The organism is Romboutsia hominis (assembly GCF_900002575.1).
GTDB classification, from domain to species: domain Bacteria; phylum Bacillota; class Clostridia; order Peptostreptococcales; family Peptostreptococcaceae; genus Romboutsia_C; species Romboutsia_C hominis.
The window spans coordinates 1,096,303-1,122,304 of sequence record NZ_LN650648.1; the positions used below are offsets into that span (position 1 = coordinate 1,096,303).

General features: G+C 27.4%; 23 protein-coding genes and 1 riboswitch. Of the genes, 22 read left to right on the forward strand and 1 reads right to left on the reverse strand.

Annotation, left to right across the window (positions count from 1 at the left end):
• Positions 1–57 precede the first annotated feature (57 nt).
• Positions 58–420, forward strand: a complete 363-nt coding sequence (locus FRIFI_RS05285; RefSeq protein ID WP_166505220.1) for an HIT family protein — start codon at positions 58–60, stop codon at positions 418–420.
• Between the two features lie 278 nt (positions 421–698).
• Positions 699–1,724, forward strand: a complete 1,026-nt coding sequence (locus FRIFI_RS15370; RefSeq protein ID WP_330405589.1) for a YHYH domain-containing protein — start codon at positions 699–701, stop codon at positions 1,722–1,724.
• Between the two features lie 95 nt (positions 1,725–1,819).
• On the opposite strand, the gene FRIFI_RS05295 is transcribed toward FRIFI_RS15370, so the two are convergent.
• On the reverse strand, positions 1,820–2,278 hold the full coding sequence (locus FRIFI_RS05295; protein ID WP_092926353.1) for a hypothetical protein: 459 nt from the start codon (positions 2,276–2,278) through the stop codon (positions 1,820–1,822).
• A 136-nt stretch (positions 2,279–2,414) separates the two neighbouring features.
• On the opposite strand from FRIFI_RS05295, the gene FRIFI_RS05300 reads away from it, so the two are divergent.
• The 20 genes from FRIFI_RS05300 (at position 2,415) to FRIFI_RS05395 (ending at position 25,861) form a co-directional block, all read left to right on the forward strand.
• Positions 2,415–3,302, forward strand: coding sequence for a GIY-YIG nuclease family protein (locus tag FRIFI_RS05300; RefSeq protein WP_166505221.1), 888 nt, complete (start codon positions 2,415–2,417; stop codon positions 3,300–3,302).
• A 211-nt stretch (positions 3,303–3,513) separates the two neighbouring features.
• A riboswitch (purine riboswitch) is annotated at positions 3,514–3,614 on the forward strand.
• Between the two features lie 79 nt (positions 3,615–3,693).
• Positions 3,694–5,022, forward strand: coding sequence for an NCS2 family permease (locus tag FRIFI_RS05305; protein WP_166505222.1), 1,329 nt, complete (start codon positions 3,694–3,696; stop codon positions 5,020–5,022).
• 182 nt (positions 5,023–5,204) lie between these two features.
• On the forward strand, positions 5,205–5,912 hold the full coding sequence (locus FRIFI_RS05310; protein ID WP_166505223.1) for a metal-dependent hydrolase: 708 nt from the start codon (positions 5,205–5,207) through the stop codon (positions 5,910–5,912).
• 143 nt (positions 5,913–6,055) lie between these two features.
• Positions 6,056–9,280 (forward strand): DEAD/DEAH box helicase, encoded by a 3,225-nt coding sequence (locus tag FRIFI_RS05315; protein WP_166505224.1) that lies wholly within the window; start codon positions 6,056–6,058, stop codon positions 9,278–9,280.
• Between the two features lie 135 nt (positions 9,281–9,415).
• Positions 9,416–10,420, forward strand: coding sequence for a PocR ligand-binding domain-containing protein (locus FRIFI_RS05320; protein WP_166505225.1), 1,005 nt, complete (start codon positions 9,416–9,418; stop codon positions 10,418–10,420).
• 181 nt (positions 10,421–10,601) lie between these two features.
• Positions 10,602–12,266 carry a propanediol/glycerol family dehydratase large subunit gene (locus FRIFI_RS05325; RefSeq protein ID WP_166505226.1) on the forward strand — a complete coding sequence of 555 codons (1,665 nt, stop codon included), beginning with the start codon at positions 10,602–10,604 and terminating at the stop codon, positions 12,264–12,266.
• Between the two features lie 13 nt (positions 12,267–12,279).
• Positions 12,280–12,843 carry a propanediol/glycerol family dehydratase medium subunit gene (locus tag FRIFI_RS05330; RefSeq protein ID WP_092926344.1) on the forward strand — a complete coding sequence of 188 codons (564 nt, stop codon included), beginning with the start codon at positions 12,280–12,282 and terminating at the stop codon, positions 12,841–12,843.
• A 20-nt stretch (positions 12,844–12,863) separates the two neighbouring features.
• Positions 12,864–13,286 (forward strand): diol dehydratase small subunit, encoded by a 423-nt coding sequence (locus FRIFI_RS05335; protein WP_166505227.1) that lies wholly within the window; start codon positions 12,864–12,866, stop codon positions 13,284–13,286.
• Positions 13,287–13,308: 22 nt separating this feature from the next.
• A complete protein-coding gene (locus FRIFI_RS05340) occupies positions 13,309–15,126 on the forward strand; it encodes a diol dehydratase reactivase subunit alpha (protein WP_092926340.1) in 1,818 nt (605 codons plus the stop codon).
• Positions 15,127–15,136: 10 nt separating this feature from the next.
• The gene (locus FRIFI_RS05345) at positions 15,137–15,493 is read left to right on the forward strand and encodes a glycerol dehydratase reactivase beta/small subunit family protein (RefSeq protein ID WP_242977280.1); all 357 of its coding nucleotides are present in this window, start codon (positions 15,137–15,139) and stop codon (positions 15,491–15,493) included.
• Between the two features lie 14 nt (positions 15,494–15,507).
• A complete protein-coding gene (locus tag FRIFI_RS05350) occupies positions 15,508–15,942 on the forward strand; it encodes a GlcG/HbpS family heme-binding protein (protein ID WP_092926338.1) in 435 nt (144 codons plus the stop codon).
• Positions 15,943–16,068: 126 nt separating this feature from the next.
• A complete protein-coding gene (locus FRIFI_RS05355) occupies positions 16,069–16,776 on the forward strand; it encodes an MIP/aquaporin family protein (RefSeq protein ID WP_166505228.1) in 708 nt (235 codons plus the stop codon).
• A gap of 284 nt (positions 16,777–17,060) precedes the next feature.
• A complete protein-coding gene (locus tag FRIFI_RS05360; RefSeq protein WP_166506240.1) occupies positions 17,061–17,960 on the forward strand; it encodes a D-alanine--D-alanine ligase in 900 nt (299 codons plus the stop codon).
• Between the two features lie 102 nt (positions 17,961–18,062).
• Complete coding sequence (locus FRIFI_RS05365) at positions 18,063–18,890, forward strand: hypothetical protein (RefSeq protein ID WP_166505229.1); 828 nt, start codon at positions 18,063–18,065, stop codon at positions 18,888–18,890.
• A 19-nt stretch (positions 18,891–18,909) separates the two neighbouring features.
• Positions 18,910–20,352: a MocR-like pyridoxine biosynthesis transcription factor PdxR gene (gene pdxR, locus FRIFI_RS05370; RefSeq protein WP_166505230.1), complete on the forward strand. Its 1,443-nt coding sequence runs from the start codon at positions 18,910–18,912 to the stop codon at positions 20,350–20,352.
• Positions 20,353–20,580: 228 nt separating this feature from the next.
• Positions 20,581–21,840, forward strand: coding sequence for a cytochrome P450 (locus FRIFI_RS05375; protein WP_166505231.1), 1,260 nt, complete (start codon positions 20,581–20,583; stop codon positions 21,838–21,840).
• Positions 21,841–22,433: 593 nt separating this feature from the next.
• The gene (locus tag FRIFI_RS05380) at positions 22,434–22,928 is read left to right on the forward strand and encodes a hypothetical protein (protein WP_166505232.1); all 495 of its coding nucleotides are present in this window, start codon (positions 22,434–22,436) and stop codon (positions 22,926–22,928) included.
• 171 nt (positions 22,929–23,099) lie between these two features.
• Positions 23,100–23,312, forward strand: a complete 213-nt coding sequence (locus FRIFI_RS05385) for an iron-containing alcohol dehydrogenase (protein WP_166505233.1) — start codon at positions 23,100–23,102, stop codon at positions 23,310–23,312.
• A 14-nt stretch (positions 23,313–23,326) separates the two neighbouring features.
• Entirely contained in the window at positions 23,327–23,752 is a 426-nt protein-coding gene (locus tag FRIFI_RS05390; protein ID WP_166505234.1) for a dehydroquinate synthase/iron-containing alcohol dehydrogenase family protein, read from the forward strand.
• A 138-nt stretch (positions 23,753–23,890) separates the two neighbouring features.
• Positions 23,891–25,861 (forward strand): sensor histidine kinase, encoded by a 1,971-nt coding sequence (locus tag FRIFI_RS05395; RefSeq protein ID WP_166505235.1) that lies wholly within the window; start codon positions 23,891–23,893, stop codon positions 25,859–25,861.
• The last annotated feature ends 141 nt before the right edge of the window (positions 25,862–26,002 follow it).

Genomic DNA, 26,002 nt, shown 5'->3' on the forward strand with positions numbered 1-26,002 from the left:
ATAAATAGCTTAGACCCTGTGTCGCGAAATATGACATAGGGGGAAAAGGAGAAAATTATGAATTGTATATTTTGTGAAATGGATAATTATATACTAGAAAATGAATTAGCATATGCTATATTTGATAAATTCCCAGTTAACAAAGGGCATATGCTATTTATCCCTAAAAGGCATGTAAAAGACTTTTTTGATATAACAAAAGAAGAAAGAGAAGCTATATTTAATTTAGTAGAAGAAGGTAAAAAACTATTAGATGAAAAATATTCTCCTAATGGATACAATGTAGGTGTAAACTGTGGTGAAGTATCTGGGCAAACTGTTATGCATGTTCACGTTCACCTTATACCAAGATATATTGGTGATACATCTTGTCCAAAAGGTGGGGTAAGAGGTGTTATACCAGATAGGATGAAATATTAACACAATACTTTAGTTGGAGAACTAACATAATTGTAAAAACTATGAGGAATAAATTGTTCCCCTATATAAAATACAAATATAATGCCAAAAATGGAGTAGAAAAATCTACTCCATTTTCACGTATACAAATTGATAATAAAATTTCTTACATGGGAAAAATGTCATAAAATGTCGAAAAAATATTTTGAAAAAACTTTCAATTTAATTCCAATTAATTCCAGAAAATGTTAAAATAATTGGGGCAAAAAAGGAAAAAATTAAGAAAGGTTTATCGCAAAATGAAAAAAAGACTTATAATATTTACAACAATAGCAATTTTGTTTAGTCAACCATTTGCAGTTGATGCACATCAAGGAAGAACAGATTCTTCTGGAGGACATAGAGACAATAAGAACAAATCAGGCTTAGGTCCATATCATTATCATTGTGGAGGTCATCCAGCACATTTACATACTAATGGATGTCCATATAAAGGTGGGGGAGAAAGTAGTGCTCCAACACCAAAACCACAAACACCAAGAACAAAACCACAAATAACAAAAGAAAGTATAGTGAAAAAGGGAGCAGAAGAAGGATATAATGCTGGATATTATATGAAAGAAAATGATGGATATAATTATAGTGGGGAATATTCACAAGAGTATAGAGAAGCATATAATAGTGCTTTTAATAAAGGTAGAGAAAAAATAGAGACTAAAAAATTAGAAGCAAAAGAAAATGGATATAATGATGGTATTATAAATAAGTACAATAATATATATGATCAAGAGGTTTTAACAAACTCATATAAAGATGGATTTGATCAAGGAAATGAAGAATACAAAAATAAAAAAATTAAAGAATATGAAGAACTTGCAATAAATGATTGCAAAAACAACATAGAAATTAGAGATTTTAGCAAAGATATAGACAGTATTTATGTAGATGTGTACAATGAAGCTTATACAAAAGAGTATGATAGAATAAAAAATGAAGAGTATGAGAAAAAAGGATATAATGATGGTATTTTAGATAAATATAATAATGAAGTAGACTCTTTATACTTAGAAAGTTATAAAAAAGGACACCAAAGAGGTATTGATGAAAGAAATTTAATCATGAAAGAATGTTTTGATATGGGATACGAAGGAAAAGATTTAAACTTCAATAAAGAGTATGAACCAATAAAAGAAATATTAGAAAAAGAATATAACAAGGGGAAAAAGCAACAAGAAAAAGAGAGCATCATGGGAGCTGGCGTTTTAGGAGCAGGTACAATAGTTGGTGTTGGAGTTATAAGAAACGTTAAAAAAAGAAAAAAATAAAAATTAATCATCTTTAAACATATGTATCATGATATAACACTTTATTTTACATACATATTAAAAACAAAAGATAAGGAGGAACGAATCGTTCCTCCTTATTTTTTATCTTCTATTACACCTATTATATCTGTTCCTACCAATGAATCCCCTCTAAAACGTTCTTCAATTAATAACTTCACCTTATCTCCAACTTTTAAATTATTCTTTTCTAAGCTTTTATATAAATCAGACTTTTCAATTGGCTCCTCTTTATAAACTCTTTCCCTACCTTCACTATCAGTATATTCAATTTCTAAGTCCCATTCTTCATAATCGTATATTTTTTTCTTTTCCTTTACTTTTTTCGTTGTTCCATCTTCTTGCTTAACTTTTTTAGTAACTTCTTTTGTTTCCCATTTACCCTCTTCAAACTCCATTTCAGTAATGATACCTGTTGTTTCAAAGTTTTTAGAAGTAGATTTTACAAAAAATATAGAATATATGAAGTACACAGGAATAGCTATAATTACTATAGCTACAGCAATAATTATTAATGTATAAATTTTTTTCCCCATAATATATCCTTCCTTTAAACAATAATATATAATAGTCTAACAAAATAAGACATTTAAATCAATAAATCATTAAACTATCTACATATCTAGTAATTTTTATTGTATAATCATAAAAAATAAGCTATTGGAGGATATTATGAACTTAAAAGAAAAAATAAATAGCTTTCCAAAAACACCAGGTATATATCTTATGAAAGATAAAAACAACAACATAATATATGTAGGAAAATCAAAAAAGCTTCAAGATAGAATAAAAAGCTACTTTACAAATTCTAAAAATCACTCAAGAAAGATACAAAGAATGGTAAAGGGAATACATGATATAGAAATAATAAAAACAGACACAGAACTAGATGCACTACTACTAGAATGTGAGTATATAAAGAAAATAAAGCCAATGTACAATACTCTAATGAAAAACCATGAAAATTACTCATATATAAAAATAGATACAAATAAATACTACCCATACCTTGAAGTAGTAGAAGAAATAGATGACAATAGTATATACTTTGGTCCATATACAAAGTTAAGTAACTTAGAAAAAATAAAAGAAATATTAAACGAAAACTATAAACTAAGAAGATGCAAAAAAATGAATAAGTGCATAAACTATGACTTAAATAAATGTATAGGACCTTGTAGAGAAAAAATATCTAAAGATGAATATGATAAAATAATAAAATTAGTAATAAGTGATTTAAAAGGTGAGAGCGATAATATACTTAGCATACTAAAAGATAATCTGAATAAAGAAATAGAGAGTCTTAACTTTGAAAAAGCATCTAAGATAAAAGACGATATGGACAAGATAAAAAGCTTAATTAATAAGCAAAAAGTAATAAATAGTAGTATAGACAAAAATATAAAAATTGCATTAAATGAAGTTAGTGAGGACACTTATAAAATATATATTATCTACAGAGGTAAAATAATAAAGTCAGAGATAGTTAAAAAAGATGTAATTGATAAAATGGACACAGAAAAATATATAAAAGAAAATGTAGATGAAAAAATTATATAAATGATGATTTTAATGAATGTGTAGATAAGTACGACTTAGATTTTATGAATATAATTTATAATTACATAAAATAGTTCGGATTTTAATTTAATTTTTGAAAAATAATATAAAATTATATATTAAAATATGAAAATATAACTAAAATTTTATTAAAAATACAAACCTTTAAATAAAAATATTGATAAAAATTCAGTGATGATGTATAATTAATTCAAAATATAGATATATTATTCGTATAATATGGTGATATGGTCCATATGTTTCTACGAACTCGCCGTAAATGAGTTTGCTATGAATAGCTACACATACTTATAGACTAGATTTGTAAGATATATGTTCTATTCAATTAGAATATATATCTTTTTTTAAAATTAAAATCTAGGAGGAAAGTATGATAGCACAAAAACAACAAAGTAAGGCATCTTTATCTTTTTTAGATAAAATATTTAAATACACTGAACGTGGATCAAATGCAAAAACTGAAGTAATAGGTGGAGTTACAACATTTTTAACTATGGCCTACATAGTATTTGTAAATCCTGCAATATTATCTGATGCAGGGATGGATAAATCAGCACTTATAACTGTAACAATACTTGCTACTGCTATTGGAACATTAATATTTGCATTTTTAGGTAATGCACCTTTTGCACTTGCACCAGGTATGGGGCTTAATGCATTTTTCACATATTCACTTGTTATTGGAGAAGGGGTTCACTGGACACAAGCTCTAGGAGTTGTATTTATATCTGGAACGATATTTTTAATTTTAGCAATAACTGGAGTTAGAAAATATATTGCAGATGCAATACCAAAAGAACTTAGCATAGCATCAGCTGCAGGTATTGGATTGTTTTTATCATTTGTAGGACTTAAAGGTATGGGAGTAATAGTTGGTAATCCTGATACATTAGTTGCTTTAGCTGATTTTACACCAACAGTTTTAATAGCTTTATTTGGACTTGTTTTAATGGGAATATTTGAAGTTAAAAAAGTTAAAGGTGGAATTTTAATAAGTATTATTGTAACAACTGTTTTATCTATAGTATTAGGATATGTAGAACTTCCTACATCTATAATTTCAGCTCCTCCAAGTATAGCACCAGTTGCTTTTAAGCTTGATATATTAGGAGCACTTAAATTTTCATTAATAGGACCAATATTTTCATTTATGTTTATAGATATGTTTGATTCTTTAGCGTTTTTAATAAGTTGTTGTAAGCAAATGGGACTTGAAGATAAGGATGGAAACATAAAAGGTTTATCAAGAATGTTATATGCAGATGTTACTTCTACTTTAATAGGTTCTATGCTTGGAACAAGTACTGTTACTACTTTTGGAGAATCAGCAGCAGGAATAGCAGCTGGTGCTAGAACAGGTCTTGCATCAGTAGTTACAGCTTCATTATTTTTAGTAACATTATTATTTACACCACTTTTAGGTGTAGTACCATCTTATGCTGCATCTCCAGCACTTGTAATGGTAGGGGTATTTATGTTTTCAAGTATTAGACAAGTTGACTTTAATGATAGCAAGATTGCTGTTAGTGCATTTGTTACAGTTTTATTAATGCCACTTACTTATAGCATTAGTATAGGTTTATGTTTTGGATTTATTTCATACATTATAATGCATGTTGTTTCTAAGGAAACTGAAAAGATTAGTGTAACTCTTTGGATAATAGGAGCATTATCTGTATTAAATTTAATGCTTAGTTAATATAATTAAATAAAATTAAAAGAGCTTCTTAAAATTTTAAATATTTTAAGAAGCTCTTTTATTATATAATAATTATTTGACTAAAGTAGATTTTAATGTGTATATTATATAAGTATTAAAATTAGAATTAATAGCTTTAGGATAAGCTAAAAAAAGATAGTATATAGACTAGGAGAAACATAATGAATGGAACAACACATAAGTGTGGTGGAGTAGCGCTAGCAACTCTTACAGTGGTAGCACTAGGGGGATTTAAAAATATATCAATAGAACAAGGTGTAATGTTAGTTACAGGAGCATCTTTTGGAGCATTACTACCAGATATAGACCACAAAGGTAGTGAAGTAGGTAAAAAACTAAAGCCAATATCTAAATTTGTAGCAAAGCATACAGAACACAGAGGATTTACACATACCTTAGTAGCAGCACTTATAGTAGCTATACTTTCCTTTGGTGGCATATATATACTTAAAAATTTCTACACTAAAGACATAACATCAAGAGTAGCAATAGGAATAATTAGTGGATTTTTAATATGGATAGCATTAGATACAGCACTAAACTCAATGAGACCTAAATTTGTACATAACAAAAAAATAAAAAAGCTATTAGATTTAGAATATCCATCTTTAATAGTGTTAATGGTTTTATGTACAATATTTTCTAATATGATTTATAATAGTTTAGATATATTTGCTTGGGGAGTGACTGTTGGATATATTAGCCATCTTCTTTTAGATATGCTAAACCCAACAGGTGTACCAATACTTTACCCATACAGTAAACATAGAATAAGTGTGGCAAATATTAAAACTGGTAAGCACGAAGGTATAGTAAGTGCAATTTGTAATATTATAACAATATTTTGTTTAATTATATTGTTTACTTAAAGTTTAATATAATATATAGATTATTATTTAAAAATATATAAAAGGTCTATGCCTAATTTATTGGGATAGACCTTTTATATCGTATTAAAGAATACAATGTATGATATAATACAAAATAGTAAAAGGTAGTTAGGGGTGAATTCGTGATACTAGATAAAATAAATTCAAATGCAAAAAAAATAACTAATATAACTAGATGGAGTAGAGGACAAGAATACTATGAAATAGGAAATGTATACAACCTAAATATATTTATAGAAGGTAAATATATATGCATACATTCAATAGTAGAAGGATCTAAGGCATATATAGACTATAAAAATGAATTAGCTTTAAATCTAGAAAACTTAGCCCTTGAAGATACCTCTTGCACATGTGATGATTATATTAAAAATAAAAAGTCTAATAGTCATCCATATATGTGTAAACACTTAGTAGCAACATTTTTAGAAGCTATTTATGATATAAAACAATCAAAAGAAGAGTTTCCACTTGAAACTTTACATGAAAATATAAAAAGTATAGAAACAATAGATATAATAGAAAAGAAAACTCCACAAGATATGATACTTGAAAGTATAGAGACTGAAGAAAAAATAAATCTAGAGGTATTAATAGATACATCTACAAATCAACAATATGCAAAAGTTGAATTTAAGATAGGAAAAAATAAGATGTATGTTTTAAAAAGCCTAAGCGATTTTACAGAAGCTAGAAAATTTGGAAGTAGCATAACTTATGGAAAAGACTTTAAATATGAGCCTAAAAAACATACTTTTTCATCACAAGATGAGGCAATAGCTTCATATATAGATGAAATGGTAACTATAAACGAACAATTTAAAGTATTACAAAAAGATAAAGATCAAATAGAATTAGTAGAAGGAAAAATTTTAAATATAATTGGAGATTCTTTAAAAAGATTTTTAACTACTTTAGGAAATAAAAGAATTAAGATAAAAATAGATGACATAATATATGAACCTAATATACTTTATAAAGACTTACCAATATCTTTTAATATAGAAGATAAAAATGATAAATTAGTTATAAGTAGTGATGAAAATATGCCAATTCCTTTAAATGAAAAGGCAGATGTATTTTTCTACAATGGAGATATATACCTACCTTCAATAAATCAATATAGTTCATATAAACACTTTTATAAGCATTTAAAAGAAGATAATAGTATAAAATTTGATAAATCAAAAGTACAAGAAGTTATAACTAAAGTAATACCAAAGTTAGAACAAGCTAGTTTAAATGTATCAATTGATGAAAACATAAGTAAAAAGATAAGAAAAGATTTAAATACTAAGATTTACTTAGATAGAAAAAAAGATTTGATAATTCTTGATTTAAAATTTATATATGGCAATGAAAAAGAAAATAAAGATTACTATATAATAAGAGATGTTAACAAAGAAAATAATATAAAAGAAGTTTTAAATAATTTAAAATTTGAAGAAGAAACTGATAATAAATTTGTATTTGTAGGAAGTGAACTTGACTTATATATATTATTAAGCGATAAAATAAGAGAACTAAAAGAAATAGGTGAAGTTTATTATTCTGATAAGTTTAAATACAACATATTAAATCCAAATATAAATGCAAGTGTAAATGAAAATAAAGATAGAAAGTACTTAGAAATTAACTTTAATATTGAAAATGTTGATGAAAAAGAGTACAAAAAAATATTAAAAGCCTTTAAGGAAAAGAAGAGATTTTACAAGCTTAAAAATGATACTATAATAGATTTAAAAGATGATAAAGCACAAGAGTTTTTTAAACTATTAGATACATTAGTTGGTGATTTAACTAAAGATATAAGTAGTAGTAAGTTAAAGATAAATAATAACAAGGCTATATATTTAAATGAACTTTTAAAAAATGATGAATTAGAATTTATAAGTGGTAAAGAGTATTTAAAATCAATAGCAGATAAAATAAATACTATTAATAATATAGATATTAAAGTACCTAAAAATCTAAATGCAATATTAAGAGATTACCAAATAGATGGGTATAAGTGGCTTAATACTTTAAATCATTATGAGTTTGGTGGTATACTTGCAGATGAAATGGGACTTGGTAAAACTATACAAACAATATCTTTTTTACTTTCAAAGGAAAATAAAAAAAGTCTAATAATAACTCCAACTTCCCTAGTACATAACTGGAAGGATGAAATAGAAAACTTTGCTCCAAGTATGAAAGTACTAATTATGCATGGAGATAAAAATCAAAGAATTAAATTATTTAAGGAAATTAGTGAAGTAGATGTAGTACTTACTACATATTCAACTCTTAGAAATGATTTTGAGTATTATGAAAAAATGTATTTTGATTATTTAGTAATAGATGAAGCTCAAAATATAAAAAATCCATTTGCTAAAAACACAGAATGTGTTAAAAATATAAATGCAGGGGTTAAATTTGCTTTAACTGGAACACCTATTGAAAATAATTTAATAGAACTTTGGTCTATATTTGATTTTTTAATGCCAGGATATTTATTCAATAGAAGGTCTTTTGAAGAAAAATTTATAAAAGGCGATAATAAAAATATAGATGAACTTAAGAAAATGATAAATCCATTTATATTAAGAAGACTTAAAAAAGATGTTTTAGAAGAATTGCCAGAAAAAATTGAGAAGAAGTTCTTCGTTGAAATGAACAAACCTCAGAAAAAAGCATACACAGCACTTGTAAATGACATAAACAAAAAAAGGGAAAATGAAGAGTTCAAACAAGATAAAATAACTATATTTTCATATTTAACAAAGCTTAGACAGCTTTGTCTAGACCCATCTATACTAATAGAAGACTATAGTGGTGGAAGTTCTAAAATTGATGTTTGTTTAGAATTAATAAAAGAAAATATAAATGAAGGACATAAGATATTACTATTTTCTCAGTTTACATCAGTACTTAAAAATCTAGGAGATAGATTAGATAAAGAGAATATAAATTATTCTTATTTAGATGGTTCAACTAGTGCAAACAAGAGAATAAACCTTGTTAATGAATTTAATGAAGGTGATAAAAATAAGGTATTTTTAATATCCCTAAAAGCAGGAGGAACAGGTCTTAACTTAACAAGTGCAGATATTGTTATACATTTTGACCCTTGGTGGAATCCAGCTATTGAAGACCAAGCAACTGATAGAGCACATAGATTTGGTCAAAAAAATGTTGTAGAAGTCATAAAGCTTATAGCTAAAGGAACTATTGAGGAAAAGATTATAAAGCTTCAAGATGATAAAAAAGATTTAATTGAAAATATTATAAGTGGTGATATGAATAACTCTTCATTATTATCTAGTTTACGTGAAGAGGATATTAATGAACTATTTAGTTTATAGATGAAACATTAAAGGAGGAACGAATTGTTCCTCCTTATTTAGTATGCTTAGTATTAAGGTATTGAAAAAGTTTGCACATAACAATATAATAAAGACATAAAAAGAGTCTATAAAATGTAAAAAGGATGTGTCACATTGAACAATACATTATCATTAGAAAAAATAATAAACATAGAATCATTCCAAAAAATACAAGATGATATAGCACAAGCTACAGGAATAGCTATAATAATGGTTAATTACGAGGGAAAGGCAATAACAAATCATAGTAATTGTACTAAATTTTGTTCTATGATTAGAAAAATAGATAGATATTCAGCCATTTGTGAAAAATGTGATTCAAGAGGTGGACTAGAATCTGTAAGAATGAAAAATTCATATATATATATATGCCATAAAGGTTTAGTAGACTTTGCTGCACCAATAATAGTTAAAGATCAATACTTAGGTGCTGTTATGGCTGGTCAAGTTCTACTTGAAGATAATGAAAATATCGAATTAGAAGAAATTGTACGGGTAAATAAAGACTTTGATAATTTAGGTGAAGATTTAAAAAAAGAGCTAGAAAAAGAATATAAAAACTTACCTGTTGTTAGTATTACGAAGATAAAAGCCATAGCACAAATGATGTTTCATATTAGTAACTATATAGTGGAAGAAGCAATTCTTAAAATGTCATTAAATGAAGCTAGTCATAAATTAAAAGAAGAAAATAAGAAAAACCAATTAGAAGAAGTGAATATAGAAATAGAAGAAGAAAACATAGATGAAAATGTTAATTTAAAGATTAACGAAGAAAATGAAATTAAGTCACCTATAATACAAGCTATTGAATATATTGATAATAATATAAATGAAAATATAACTTTGGATAAGATATCACTTGTTTGCAATTTAAGCCAATGTTACTTTAGTAAGTTATTTAAAAAAGAAACTGGATTAAATTTTATAAACTACTTAAATTCTAAAAAAATATCTAAAGCAAAAGAATTACTAGTAAGTACAGATGAGCCAATTAATAACATAGCAATAAATCTTGGATTTGAAGATTGTGGTTATTTTATAAGAGTATTTAAAAAGTCAGAAAACATTACCCCAAAAAAATATAGAGATTTACATATTAAAAATAGTTCTATTTAAATATAGGACTATTTTTTTATTTAAAAATACATAAAAGACAAAATAATCTTATTTAAATACGTATAAATTGATAAAAAAATCACATATAAAGGCAAAATATTGTAATGGAATAAATATAAAAATAAGTTAAAATTATAACAAGTGAAACCGAGAAAACGATTTAACTAAGGGAGATGAGAATATGAAGTCAAAAAGATTTGAAGTTTTAGCTAAGCGCCCAGTAAATCAAGATGGTCTTATTGGAGAGTGGGCAGATGAAGGATTAATAGCAATGGGTAGCCCAAATGATCCAAAGCCTTCTATAAAGATAGAAAATGGTAAGGTAGTTGAGTTAGATAGTAAAAAAAGAGAAGATTTTGATATGATAGATAGATTTATAGCAGACTACGCTATAAATTTAGAAAAAGCAGAAGAATACATGAATTTAGATTCAGTTGAAATAGCTAAAAAATTAGTAGATATAAATGTTTCAAGAGAGGAAATAGTTGATATAAGTACAGCTATAACACCTGCTAAGATTGTTGAAGTTGTATCTCATATGAATGTTGTTGAGATGATGATGGCACTTCAAAAGACTAGAGCAAGAAAAACTCCGTCAAATCAATGCCATGTAACTAACCTAAAAGACAATCCAGTTCAAATAGCAGCAGATGCAGCAGAAGCAGCAAAAAGAGGATTTTCAGAACAAGAAACTACTGTTGCAATAGTTAGATATGCACCTTTTAATGCATTAGCTATACTTGTAGGTTCTCAAGTTGGCCGTGGAGGGATATTAACTCAATGTTCTGTTGAAGAAGCTACAGAACTTGACTTAGGAATGAGAGGTCTTACAAGTTATGCTGAAACAGTTTCAGTATATGGAACAGAGTCAGTATTTACAGATGGAGATGATACACCTTGGTCAAAAGCATTTTTAGCATCTGCTTATGCTTCAAGAGGATTAAAAATGAGATATACATCAGGTACTGGATCAGAAGCATTAATGGGATATGCAGAAGGTAAATCAATGCTTTATTTAGAAGCAAGATGTATATATATAACTAAAGGTGCTGGAGTTCAAGGACTTCAAAATGGAGCTGTTAGTTGTATAGGTATGACAGGAGCTGTTCCATCAGGAATAAGAGCTGTACTTGCAGAAAATCTAATTGCATCTATGTTAGATATAGAAGTAGCATCTGCAAATGATCAAACATTCTCACATTCTGATATAAGAAGAACTGCGAGAACTTTAATGCAAATGCTTCCAGGAACGGACTTTATATTCTCAGGATATAGTGCAGTTCCAAACTATGATAATATGTTCGCTGGATCAAACTTCGATGCAGAAGATTTTGATGACTATAATATACTTCAAAGAGATTTAATGGTAGATGGTGGACTTAGACCAGTAAGTGAAGAGGAAATAATAGCTATTAGAAATAAAGCAGCAAAAGCTATACAAGCAGTATTTAAGGAATTAGGATTCCCTGATGTAACTGATGAAGAGGTAGAAGCTGCAACTTATGCACATGGAAGTAAAGATATGCCAGAAAGAAACATAGTTGAAGATTTAAAAGCAGCAGAAGAAATGTTAAAAAATAAAATAACTGGACTTGATATAGTTAAAGCGTTAAGTAAACATGGATTTGATGATGTTGCAAATAATGTATTAAACATGCTTAAGCAAAGAGTTACAGGAGATTATTTACAAACATCAGCTATATTAGATGAAAACTTTGATGTTATAAGTGCCGTTAATGACATTAATGACTATAAAGGTCCTGGAACAGGATATAGATTAAGTGAAGAAAGATGGAATGAAATAAAGAATATACCTAATGTAATAAAACCAGAAGATATAGATTAAGGAGTTGATATAGATGGATAAGTTTATAATGCCAACTCTTCAAATAGAAGAAATGGGAGAAGCTAGTGTTGGAACAAGATCAGATGAAGTAGTTATAGGGATAGGACCTGCATTTTTAAAATATCAAACTAAAACTATAGTTAATATAAAACATGATGAAGTATTAAGAGAACTTATAGCAGGTATAGAAGAAGAGGGATTACATGCTCGTGTTGTTAGAATACTAAGAACTTCTGATGTCTCATTTATGGCAAATGATGCTGCGAAATTAAGTGGTTCAGGAATTGGTATAGGTATTCAATCTAAGGGAACAACAGTTATACATCAAAAGGATTTACTTCCACTAAACAATGTAGAACTTTTTCCACAAGCACCTCTTTTAGATTTAGATACTTTTAGAGCAATAGGAAAAAATGCAGCAAAATATGCAAAGGGAGAGTCACCAAATCCAGTACCAACTAAAAATGATCAAATGGCTAGACCAAAGTTTATGGCAATAGCTGCATTACTTCATATAAAGGAAACGAAACATATTATAGAAAATAAAAAACCAAATGAGATAAAAGTTAAATTCTAATTATAGAAAGGAGAAATTTCATGCAAAAAAATAGAATAACACCTAAGGATTATCCTTTAGCAACTAAGATACCAAATCTTATAAAGACTCCAACAGGTAAAAAACTAGAAGATATAACATTAGAAAGTGTTATGTCACAAGATATAAAGCCTGAAGATATAAGAATATCTAAAGAAACTTTAGAAATGCAAGCTCAAGTAGCTGAAGGAATGAATAGAAATGCAATAGCAAGAAATTTTAGAAGAGCAGGTGAACTTATAAGTGTTCCTGATGAAAGAATATTAGAAATATACAATGCATTAAGACCTTTTAGATCTACAAAAGAAGAATTACTTGAAATAGCTGATGAACTTGAAAATATTTACAATGCTAAAGTAAATGCAGATTTTATAAGAGAAGCGGCAGAGGTTTATGAAGTTAGAAAAAAACTAAGAATAGAATAATAAATAAAAGGATGTAAGCAAAATGAAAATAATAGCAGGTGTAGATATTGGAAATGCTACTACCGAAGTAGCACTTGCAAAAGTTTATGATGATAAAGTAGATTTTATTTCTAGTAGTATTGTCCCAACTAGTGGAATAAAAGGAACAAAAGAGAATATAAATGGTGTAATTTCATCTTTAAATATTGCTCTTAATAATGCAAAGCTAAAAATGGAAGATTTAGATTTAGTAAAAATAAATGAAGCAGCTCCAGTTATAGGAGATGTAGCTATGGAAACTATAACTGAAACTATAATAACTGAATCAACTATGATAGGGCATAACCCAGCTACACCTGGTGGAGAAGGTTTAGGTATAGGTAAAACCATAGATATAAGAGATTTAGAAAATTTAGAAGATATAGATTTAAAAGAAAGTTATATTCCTCTTGTGTTAGAAGATATAAATTTTTTAGAAGCATCATATAGAATAAATTTTGCAGTTGAAAGAGGAATAAATATAACTGGTGCCATTGTTCAAAGAGATGATGCAGTATTAATAAATAATAGGTTAGATAAAAAAATACCAATAGTAGATGAAGTAACTCTACTTGAAAAAGTACCTATAGGCATGCTATGTGCAGTTGAAGTTGCTATGCAAGGAAAGGTTATAGATAAGTTGTCAAATCCTTATGGAATAGCAACTGTGTTTAATTTAACTTCTGAAGAAACTAAGATGATTGTTCCTATATCTAGAGCACTTATAGGAAATAGATCTGCAGTAGTTATAAAGACTCCTAAAGGGGATGTTAAGGAGAAAAAAATTCCTGCTGGTAAGATAATTATCGAAGGGGAAAGAAGAAAAGAAATAGTTGATGTTGACCAAGGTGCTAAGAAGATAATGGATGGAGTTAATTTAAGTTTACCAGTTTGTGATATAAAAGGTGAAGCTGGAACTAATGCAGGTGGAATGATTGAAAGAGTAAGGCAAGTAATGAGTGAGCTTACTAATCAAAACATATCAGATATAAAGATTCAAGATTTATTAGCGGTAGATACATTTACTCCACAAAACGTAAAAGGTGGACTTGCAAAAGAGTTTTCAATGGAAAATGCTGTAGGAATAGCAGTTATGGTTAAAGCAGATAAACTCCAAATGCAAATGATAGCAGATGAACTTGAAGAAAAGCTAAAGATAAAAGTAGAAGTTGGTGGAGTAGAAGCTGACGTTGCTATAAAAGGAGCACTAACAACTCCAGGTACTAGCGTACCTCTTGCAATACTTGATATGGGAGCAGGTTCAACAGATGCTTCTATAATGAATAATAAAGGTGAAGTTAAATCAATACATTTAGCAGGTGCAGGAAATATGGTAACTATGCTTATAAAATCAGAACTTGGTCTTGAAGATTTTTCAACAGCTGAAGATATAAAGAAGTATTCTTTAGCAAAGGTAGAATCGCTATTTAATATAAGACATGAAGATGGAAGTGTAGAATTTTTTGAAAAACCACTAGACCCATCAGTTTTTGCAAAAGTTGTAATTATAAAAGATAATGAACTGATTCCTATAGATGGTCAAAATTCAGTTGAAAAAATAAAAAATATAAGAAGATTAGCTAAAGAAAAAGTGTTTGTTACTAACTGTCTAAGATCACTTAGTATAGTGTCTCCTACAGGCAATATTAGAGATATTGAATTTGTAGTATTAGTTGGAGGCTCATCCCTAGACTTTGAAGTACCACAACTTATAACTGATGCACTATCTCACTATGGGGTTGTAGCAGGTAGAGGAAATATAAGAGGAATAGAAGGTCCAAGAAATGCAGTAGCAACAGGACTTATATTAGCATCTAAATAAGGAGCAAGCTATGATTATAAAGTGTTATGATTTAGATACACCTAGTATATATGTATATCACTCAGCTGATACAGATATAGATGAATTTAAGGAAGTTTTGTGGGGGATAGAAGAAGAAGGAATTCCGTATATAGTAAAACAAATGAAATTTAATAACTGTGAAACTTTAAGCCATGAAGCATCTTTAAAATCTAGGTTGTCTGTAGGAATTGGTATAAATAAAGAAAAGATAATCTTAACAACTAATAAATTAAAAAAAGATAGACCATTATTTTGTATAGATTTTAATCAAGAATTAAGATCATTTAGAAACCTAGGAGCTAACGGAGCAAGATTAGTTAAAGGAATTGAACTTAAGAAAATATAAAGAGGTGATATTACTTGAAAAAATTAAATGAATATAAAGAATTAAGCTTAGAAATAGTTAAAGAAATGGCTAAAGCAGCAGAAAAAAAAGCTTTAGAAATAAATGTACCTGTAGTATTTTCAGCAGTTGATAAAGGTGCAAACCTTATGTTAATGCATAGAATGGAAGATGCTTTTATAACAAGTATAGAAATCTCAATAAACAAAGCATTTACATCTGCTTGTTTAAGACAAGGAACTCATGAGATAAGTGAAGTTGTTCAACCAGGAGAATCTTTATATGGACTTCAACTTACAAACAATGCTAGGATAGTTCCTTTTGGTGGAGGTCTACCAATTGTAGTAGATGGACAAGTTGTAGGAGCTGTAGGTGTAAGTGGAGGATCAGTAGAAGAAGATAGATTAATAGCACAAGCTGCTGTTGATGCTTTTCATAAAGTTAATAGCTAATAACATAAGACAAGCAGTTGATATTTGTGAGAATTTATAAGCTAGAATAAATATGGCTTATGTATCATTATTAGCTAGTATTATCCCCCTTCAGAAATGAGGGGGGAATTTAATGGGAGAAATATTATGGATTTAAGATTTTTTGCAGAATTAGTAGGAACGATGATATTAGTATTACTAGGAGACGGAGTTGTAGCTAATGTAATACTTAAAAAAACAAAAGGTGTAAATGGTGGAATAATATCTATAACAGCTGGGTGGGCATTTGCAGTTACCATACCAGTATTTATGTTTGGTAATATAAGTGGAGCTCATTTTAATCCAGCAGTAACATTAGCTCTTGCATCTATTGGAAAGTTTCCGTGGGAAGATGTTCCAATGTATTTAATAGCACAATTTATAGGAGCATTTATAGGAGCTTCATTAGTATTAATTTCTTATTATGATCATTTTAAATTAACTGAAGATAAAAGTATTAAATTAGGTGTATTTTGTACAGCTCCAGAAGTTAGAAACTTAAAGTCAAACTTTATAACTGAATTTATAGGAACTTTTATATTAATGTTTGCAATATTAGGTATAGGAGCATATCCATTAGCTGAAGGAATAAGTCCGATTGCAGTAGGTATAGTAGTATGGGGCATAGGTTTAAGTTTAGGAGGACCTACAGGATATGCTATAAATCCAGCTAGAGATTTAGGGCCAAGACTTGCACATTTTATACTACCAGTTCCAAATAAAGGAGATTCTGACTGGCAATATGCTCCAATACCAGTTATAGCACCTATATGTGGAGCTATAGTTTCAGCATTTATTTACAATATGATATTTTAATGTTAAATATATATGTATATACTAAAATAAATGTTGCATTAGCAATAAAAATAAACTAAATAATGCTTAATATAACTTTGCAAATAATATTAATTTAAATAAAAGCCATATATAAGTAGAAATATATTCATACTTATATATGGCTTTTTATATGAAAATAACAGTGGTACCACTACTACTTAAAACTTATATATATGTGGTACTTTAAATAAAGTTCATTTAATCATATAATCTTAATATAAACAAGAAAAGAACTAATTGACATATAGGAGATGGATAAAATGATGAAAGTTGGAGTTATAATGGGTGGTGTATCTTCAGAAAGAGAAATATCACTAAAATCAGGAAGAGGAATACTAGGTAGCATAGATAAAAATAAATATGAAGTAGTAGAAGTAATATTAGATTCAAAACAAGATATATTTGAAAAAGCAAAAGGATTAGACTTTGCACTACTTGCATTACATGGAGAATTTGGAGAAGACGGAACAGTTCAAGCAATACTTGAAGCAATGGATATACCATACTCAGGATGTGGACCTTTAACTAGTGGTTTATGTATGGATAAAAACATGAGTAAAAAAATATTAAAAGAAGGAAACATACCAACAGCTCCTTGGACTACTGTAAAAGACTTAGATAAAATAGATTACGATAAAATAGAAGAAATAGGTTATCCTTTATTTATAAAGCCAAATAGCGGAGGTTCTAGTGTAGCAACATTTTTAATAAAAGATAAAAGTGAAATATATGATGCAGTTAAAGAAGTATTAAAGTATGACAAAGAAGCCATGATAGAAAAATATATAAAAGGTGAAGAATACACTTCATTTATATTAAATGGAGAAGTATTCCCTACAATATCTATAAAAACAGAAAATGAATTCTTTGACTATGAAGCTAAATACTCACAAGATGGAAAAGGTGCAAAAGAAGAAGTAGTATACTTAGATAAAGATTTACAAGAGAAAGTAAATGAAGTTTCTAAAAAATGTTGGGATGCTTTTAATTGTAGAGTTTATGTAAGAGTTGATGTTATAATAAGTGAAGGAGTACCTTACGTTTTAGAACTTAATACATTACCAGGAATGACAGCTACTAGCTTAATACCTCAAAGTGCAAAAGCAAGAGGTATAGAGTATAGTGAGTTAATAGATAAAATAATAGAATATTCACTAGCTTAAAAATTATTAATAAAATTTTATAAATTCTAAAACTACAAGGAGGAACGAATCGTTCCTCCTATATTTGTTATCTAAACAAAAACTAAATAAGGAGAAAAGTAAATGATAGAAATTTTAATAACTAGTCTTGAAAATTTATTTGCAGTTTTAGGTACTTTTATAGTTTTTGGCCTTATATTTAATGTAATTCAAACTATAAATGAAAGACTTATAGTATCTACATTTGGATTTAAAGGACTAGTAGTTACAGGATATATAGGAACGGTAGTACATGAGTTAAGTCATATGATAATGGCAAAAATATTTAATCATAAAATAGTGGATTTTAAATTATTTAGACCTAAAAAAGCACTTTTAGATGGAGTATTTGGATACGTTAAGCACTCTTATAAATCAAATAGTTTGTATCAAAGGGTAGGAGACTTTTTTATAGGAATAGCACCTATGATATTTGGAACAGCTTTAATATGGTTAATAATGATGGTTTTAACTCCTAATACTTACAATGAACTTATAAACAATATAAATGTTATAGAGTATTTAAATAGCCTAAATAATATAGATATAAATAGTATAATAAATATTTTATTAATACAAACAAAAGTAATAATAGACAGTATGTTTTTAACTAAAGATATTTTTAGTATTAGTCATATAATAATGCTTATATTAGTTTACTTTATTTCAACTCATATTACATTAAGCAAAAAAGACATACAAGGAAGCTTAAATGGGTTAGTTATATGCTACATTATATCTATAATTCTAACTATAATTAGTACAATATTTAAAAATGAAAGTATTTTTTTATTAGATTTAATTATAAAATTTAACATATATACAATATCTTTTTTAATGATTGGGCTAATATTTTCACTAGTTACATTAGTTATAACTTTCACTTTAAATAGGATTTTAAATAATTATTAAGATAGAGGTGATATAACACTTGATATTTTCAAATATAGATTTTAATGATGAAGAACCAATATATATACAAATAAAAAATAACATAAAAGATATGATATCAAAGGGAATGTTTAATAAAGGAAGCAAATTACCTTCTACTAGAGAGCTTAGCGAAATACTAAATGTAAGTAGAAACTCAGTAATATCTGCTTTTGAAGAATTAAAGGATGAAGGAGTTATACACTCTCAAAAAGGAAAAGGAACATTTGTAAGTATATCTAATGTATATAAGGAAAATACTTGGAATATAAATTGGGATGAAAAATATAATAAATACGCAAATTTATGCGAAGAACTTGATATAGTAAAAAGTGAAATACCTTGGGAAAAAGATTTAATATCTTTTAAAAGCATATCTCCTCAAGGAGAACTATTTGACATTGATGAAATAAAAAAATCATTTTTAAATAGAATAAGCCTTGAAGGTCATAAGCTACTTAACTATGGCTATGCAAAAGGATATCAACCACTTATTAACTATTTACTTTCATATATGGAGGATAAGGGCGTTGATACTTCTAACAAAGACATATTAATAACTAATGGATTTACAGAAGGTCTTGATATAATACTATCTTCATTTACTAAAAGTGGAGATACTATTATATGTGAAAATCCTACTCATAATACTGCCATAAAGCTTTTTAAGGTTTACGATTTAAATATAGTAGGAATTGATATGACTGACAATGGAATGGATTTAGAGATTTTAGAAAAAGAGCTTAAAAATAATGATGTTAAGCTTTCATTTGTAGTTCCATCTTATCACAATCCAACAGGTATAGTTATGAGACACAAAGAAAGATATGAACTTTATAATCTTATGAAAAAGTATAATGTTCCTATAATTGAAGATGGATTTAATGAAGAACTACTTCATACAGGTTCTCACATATGTCCAATTGCAGCCCTTGATGGTTCATCTAATGGAGTATTGTATATAGGAAGTTTTTCAAAGGTACTTTTTCCTGGTATGAGAATAGGTTGGATATTAGCGGATAAGAGTATTATAAATAAATTAGAAAGTGTTAAAAGATGTAAAAATATTCATGTATCTTTTTTAGACCAAGCTATTTTGTATGATTATTTAAATAATGGCTCTTTTGAAAAGTATATGAAAAAAATAAAAAAGTTCTATAAAGAAAAATATGAATTTGCACTAGAATGTGTTAAAAAATATATACATACAGATTATATTATGGGTGAAGGGGGACTTCATATATTTTTAAAATTAGATAATATAAATAGTAGAGAATTATTATCTAGATGTTATGAAAAAGGTGTTATATTTATGTGTGGAGATGTATTCTATATAGATGATAGTGGACATGATACATTAAGACTTGGTTTTTCAAGGCTTGATTTTGAGGATATTGAAAAAGGAATCAAGATAATTGGTTCTGTTATAGATGAGCTTAGGTAATAAAAAAGTGAAATTAAAAAATAAGATATATAAATTATAATTTTAGTAAGAGGAACGAATAGTTCCTCTTATTTTTTACTTTAAAGAAATATTAGATAAATAAGCTATATAGAACACCATCATTTATTATATCTTTATAAACAAGTAGAATAGCTTATAATTGGTATGGAAAAAATAAAAGAGCAAAGCAATTTTTAAAACATGTAATATAAAGGAGTATATAAGATAATGCCAATTAAAGAACAAGTTCCAAAAGATAAAGGTATTGACCATACTATAGCTATGTCCCAGGAGGCATATCTATTTATAAAAAATAGGGTTGATAAATATCAGTCGGATATATTTGAGACACATTTGCTAGGAGAAAAAGCAATCTGTATAGTTGGAGAAGAAGCAGCAAGGATTTTTTACGATTCAGAGTTATTTAAGCGAAATGGTGCTGCTCCAAAACGTGTACAAAAAACATTGTTTGGTATAGGCGGTGTACAGTCTATGGATGGAGAACCACATAGGCACCGTAAAAATCTTTTCATGTCATTGACTGACTCACATCATCAAAATCAACTTTCAAAAATTCTAATGGATAAATGGCAATCATCAATTAGTAAATGGGAAGGGAATAAGGAGATTGTACTTTTTGATGAGGCAAAGTATATTTTATGCTGGGCAGCATGTAATTGGGCTGGGGTTCCTCTCTTAGAATCTGAGGTAAAAGAGAGAGCAGAGGATTTTAGTGCAATGGTTGATGCCCTTGGAGCAGTAGGGCCACGATATTGGAAAGGTAAAATAGCTAGATCTAGAGCCGAAGAGTGGATAGGGAAAGTTATAGAAGATGTTCGTTCTGGTAAGCTTAAGGTTGAAGAAAGCTCAGCGCTTTATGCTATGGCTTTTCATAGAGAACTAGATGGTAGTCAACTAGATACTAAAATTGCTGCGGTGGAACTTATCAACATACTACGTCCAATTGTTGCAATCTCAACATTTATTACATTTTCGGCTTTAGCTTTATATGAGTACCCAGAGTGTAAAGAAAAACTTTTGTCTGGTAACAGTAAAGATTTTGAAATGTTTGTGCAAGAAGTTAGACGCTATTACCCATTTGGGCCATTTTTAGGGGCAAGAGTAAAAAAGGATTTTGCTTGGAATAAATACGAATTTAAAAAAGACATGCTTGTTATTCTTGATATTTATGGTACAAATCATGATTCACGAATATGGGAGAAGCCTTTTGAATTTATACCAGAGCGTTTTAAAGAGCGTAATGAGAGCTTATTTGATTTTATTCCTCAAGGTGGCGGAGATCCTGCAAAAGGTCATCGCTGTCCAGGGGAAAAAATTACAATTGAAATCATGAAAGCTAGTATTGATTTTCTTATTAATAAGATTGAGTTTGAAGTACCTAATCAGGATTTAAGTTATAGCCTAGAAAGGATACCTACGTTGCCTAAAAGTGGATTTGTAATGAACAATATTAGACGAAAAATTTAGTTTCTTAATGTTTGATTATAATAGAATAAAATTAAAATAATTAAACTTTATAAATTCTAAAACTACAAGGAGGAACGAATCGTTCCTCCTTATTTTTTACTTCAAAAGTAATCACAATTACAAATTAATAAAAAGTGAAAATAGTCATATTTTAAGAAAGTATATTACTAGAAATAATACTGGTCAAAACTAAAAGTTTAAGTTATAGCACTGTATCTAGATACAACATTATTGGTAAAAACATAGATTTTAAATTTTTAGAAGAGTTTGTTAAATCTATGAATAATTAAATAAAAAATAGTAGCAGATGCTCCTGTTTTATACTAATTTTAAAATATATTTCCAAAATTCAAACTTTTTGATACGTATTATGATTACAATGTAATTAGAAAATAAAATATGTAATTAAGATAGTTAGATAAGGAGGATAATATCTTGAAAAAAATTATATCATTATTATTAACAAAGCCTCTAACTTATGGATTGGAAATGAATATTTTGAGCTGATAAATATTTTAAGATCTAATGGAGGTGGTTGGAAAACTGAATGGGTAGATTTATACAACAATGGGCATAGAGGATTAATTTGTATTATGTTAGATGTAGTTAATATAGATGAAGTTTATAACTTATTAAATAAAAAAAGTATTGAAATTACAAAACCTGAGCATTTAAAATTTAAATGTTTTTTCAACATGCTTACAAGAACTATGCCTTGGCAAAATAGTTATATTAATTTTTTTGAAGGAGTTCCATTGCAAATTGGATTTCAACAAATGAATAATGAAAAATCTCGAAAGTTTATGAATGAATATATGATTCCAAATAGCAGAGACAATGATATCATTGGTATAAGTGAAGTTATAGTAAGAGGACCATTAACTAATAATGATATAAAGCTTATTCATAATATATTTGATATTTATATTACCCAAACAGAACCTTTAACTATACAATTAAATCAACAACACGTCTTAGTTTTTGAAGATAGCGAAAGTTATTCAGTCGATATAATTACCAAATGTAACAATAAAAGCTTTAATAATAAAAGTATATCTATAGAAAATATTGCTATTAAGAATATATAGTTCATTATTTAATATAATTCCTATTAAATAATGAACCTTGAGTAATAAATTCATATCCTACTTCTTTTAAATTCAAAGACTTAAATAAGTTATTACAGCATAACCTTAATTTATTAATATTACTAGATAGTATAGGCCCAACTATCTTTTTATGATCTATAATAGCTATACTTGCATACTAATGGAGGAGAAATAAAAGATTACGAAGGTGTTAATAAATCAAAACTACCTCAATTACCACTAATATGTGTAAACACAACAGCAGGAACAGGTAGTGAGTTAACAATATTTTCTATAATAACAGATGAAGAAAGACATGTTAAAATGGCTTTAGTAGAGAAAAATATGACTCAAATGTGCGCAGTTAATGATGACAAAATTTAATCGCTCGTGAAAATATGGCATATGCTGAGTATTTAGCAGGAGTTGCATTTAACAATACATCATTAGGGTATGTTCATGTTATAGCTCATCAATTAGGTGGATTTTATGATTTACCTCATGGAGTATGTAATGCAGTATTACTTCCAAGAGTTGAGAAGTTTAATGCTAAAGTATGTGCAAATAGATTAAAAGATGTTGCTAAGTTTATGGGCATAGACGTATCTAATATGAATGATGAAGAAGGGGCTAATGCTTGTATAAATGCTATAGAAAAATTATCAAAAGCTGTAGATATACCAACAGGACTTAAAGAACTTGGAGTGAAAGAAAAAGATTTTGACACTTTAGCAGCTAATGCATTAAAAGATGCTTGTGGTTTAACTAATCCAATAACTGCTACTCATGAAGAAATAAAAGAAATACTTAAATTATCTATGTAATAAATATAAATATTAATATATAGCCTAAGGATTATTTCCTTAGGTTTATTTATTTTAAATAAAAATAATAAAGGGAAAAAACAAATAATGTAGAATTATTAAATCTTGAGTATATTTTGGGACAGGGAGATTTAATAAATGACAAAATTTAAGAAAATAATATACATATTAACTGTTATATTAATGACTCAGATGTTTATATCTAAAATACATGCAAAAAGTACAAAAGATGCGTCATTTAACGTTTTAGTACTAAACTCTTATCATCAAGGACATTACTGGGAGTCAAATATAACAATGGGGCTTAAAAATTATATATCAAATAATAATGAGTCAAATATAAACTTTAAAGTTGAATATTTAGATTTTAGAGTTAATCACAATAAAGAATATATAAAATCATTAAAAGATATGTTAAGTAAAAAGTACCCAAAGGGAAGTATAGATGTTATATATACAGTAAATGATGAAGCTTATGAAGTTTTTAAAAATGAAGTAAAAAATATAAATAGTAATTTTTATAAATTACCTCTTTTATTTAGTGGAGTAGATAACAATTTAGAAGAAACTAGCAAAGAAAAAGAAAATATGGCAGGTATATATCACCGTGATGATACATTAGATTTAATGATTTTAATGAAAGACTTAACTCCTAAAGCAAGATATATAAATATAATAACAGAAGAATCAGGATATGGATATTCTATTTATAAGGAAGTATCAAGGATAGTAGATAGATACTTAAAAGATCAAGTAAAAATAAGACATATAAAAAGTAATTATTTAGAAGATATAACAAAAGAATTAAGTGAGATTAAAAACTCAGAAGATACTATTAATGTAATAGGAGGAGAATTTCAGAACGAGAATTCAGGAAAGTATATAACTCCTATAGAAGTTATAAGCACAATAAAAAATTATAGCAGTGCACCAATATACTCTAACGATCAAACCTATATGAATGCTGGGATATTAGGGGGTAGCATGGATATAGGTCAAGAACAAGGTAGTATAATTGGAGAGATGATAATTAAGTTAAAAAGTGGAGAAAAAATAGAAAATATTAAAAGCGTTCCAGAACCTAAAGTAAAATCATACGTAGATTATAACAGTATATATGAGTATAATATTAATCCTTTTTCTGTAATAAAGGATGTAGTTGTTTTAAATAAAGAGCCTTTTGAATTACTAATTCCTACATGGATGAAAGGAGTTTTAATATTTTTAAAAATCATATCAATAATAATTATTATAGGTATAATCATAACTTTTATTAGATTTAGAAATGATAAATTAAAAAGAATAGAAATACAAAAAAGAGCAAAAGAAAGAGAGAAATTAAAATCAGATTTTATAGTTAATCTAAGCCATGAATTAAGAACACCTATAAATATAATATTAGGAACAACTAAAGTATTAGAAAAAAGTCTTGAAAAAGGAAATCTAGATAAAGATTATATATTAAGTAAGCTAGAAAATGTAGATAAAAATGCCTATAGACTGCTTAAAATATCAAATAATATAATAGATATGACTAAAGCTGAATCTGGAATGTTAAAATTAAACTTAGAAAATTGCAATATAGTATGTGTTGTAGAAGATATATTTGAGTCTAGTATAGATTTTGCAAGAAGAAAAAATATTGATATGGTATTTGACACAGAATGTGAAGAGGTAAAAGTAGCTATAGATATATTTCAAATTCAAAGAGTTATATTAAATTTGTTATCAAATGCTATAAAGTTTACACCTGAAAATGGAGTTATAAGTGTGTATATTTATAAAGAAAAAGAAAATGTAGTTATTGAAGTAAAAGATAATGGAGTAGGTATATCAAAAGAAAAGGTTGATTATATATTTCATAGATTTTATCAAGTGGACAACTTATATACTAGACACAATGAAGGTAGTGGAATAGGACTTTGTATAGTAAAGGAAATAATAGATATTCATGATGGAAAAATACAAATAGAAAGTGAAATAAATAAAGGTTCTACTTTTAAGATATGCCTTCCTAGACATTTGAAAGTAAATGAAATGCAAAATGAAGGTTCAAGTATAAAAGATATAAATAAAATAGTAGATTTAGAAATGTCTGATGTATATTAATTAGTAATCTGTATATAAGCTTTAAAGATGCTTATGTATAGGTTACTTTACTTTAAAATAAATGATAAATACTTAGTAAATGAAAATAAATTTTTATTTGAAACTATAATTACACTTATAGTAGAATAAAATAATAGATAA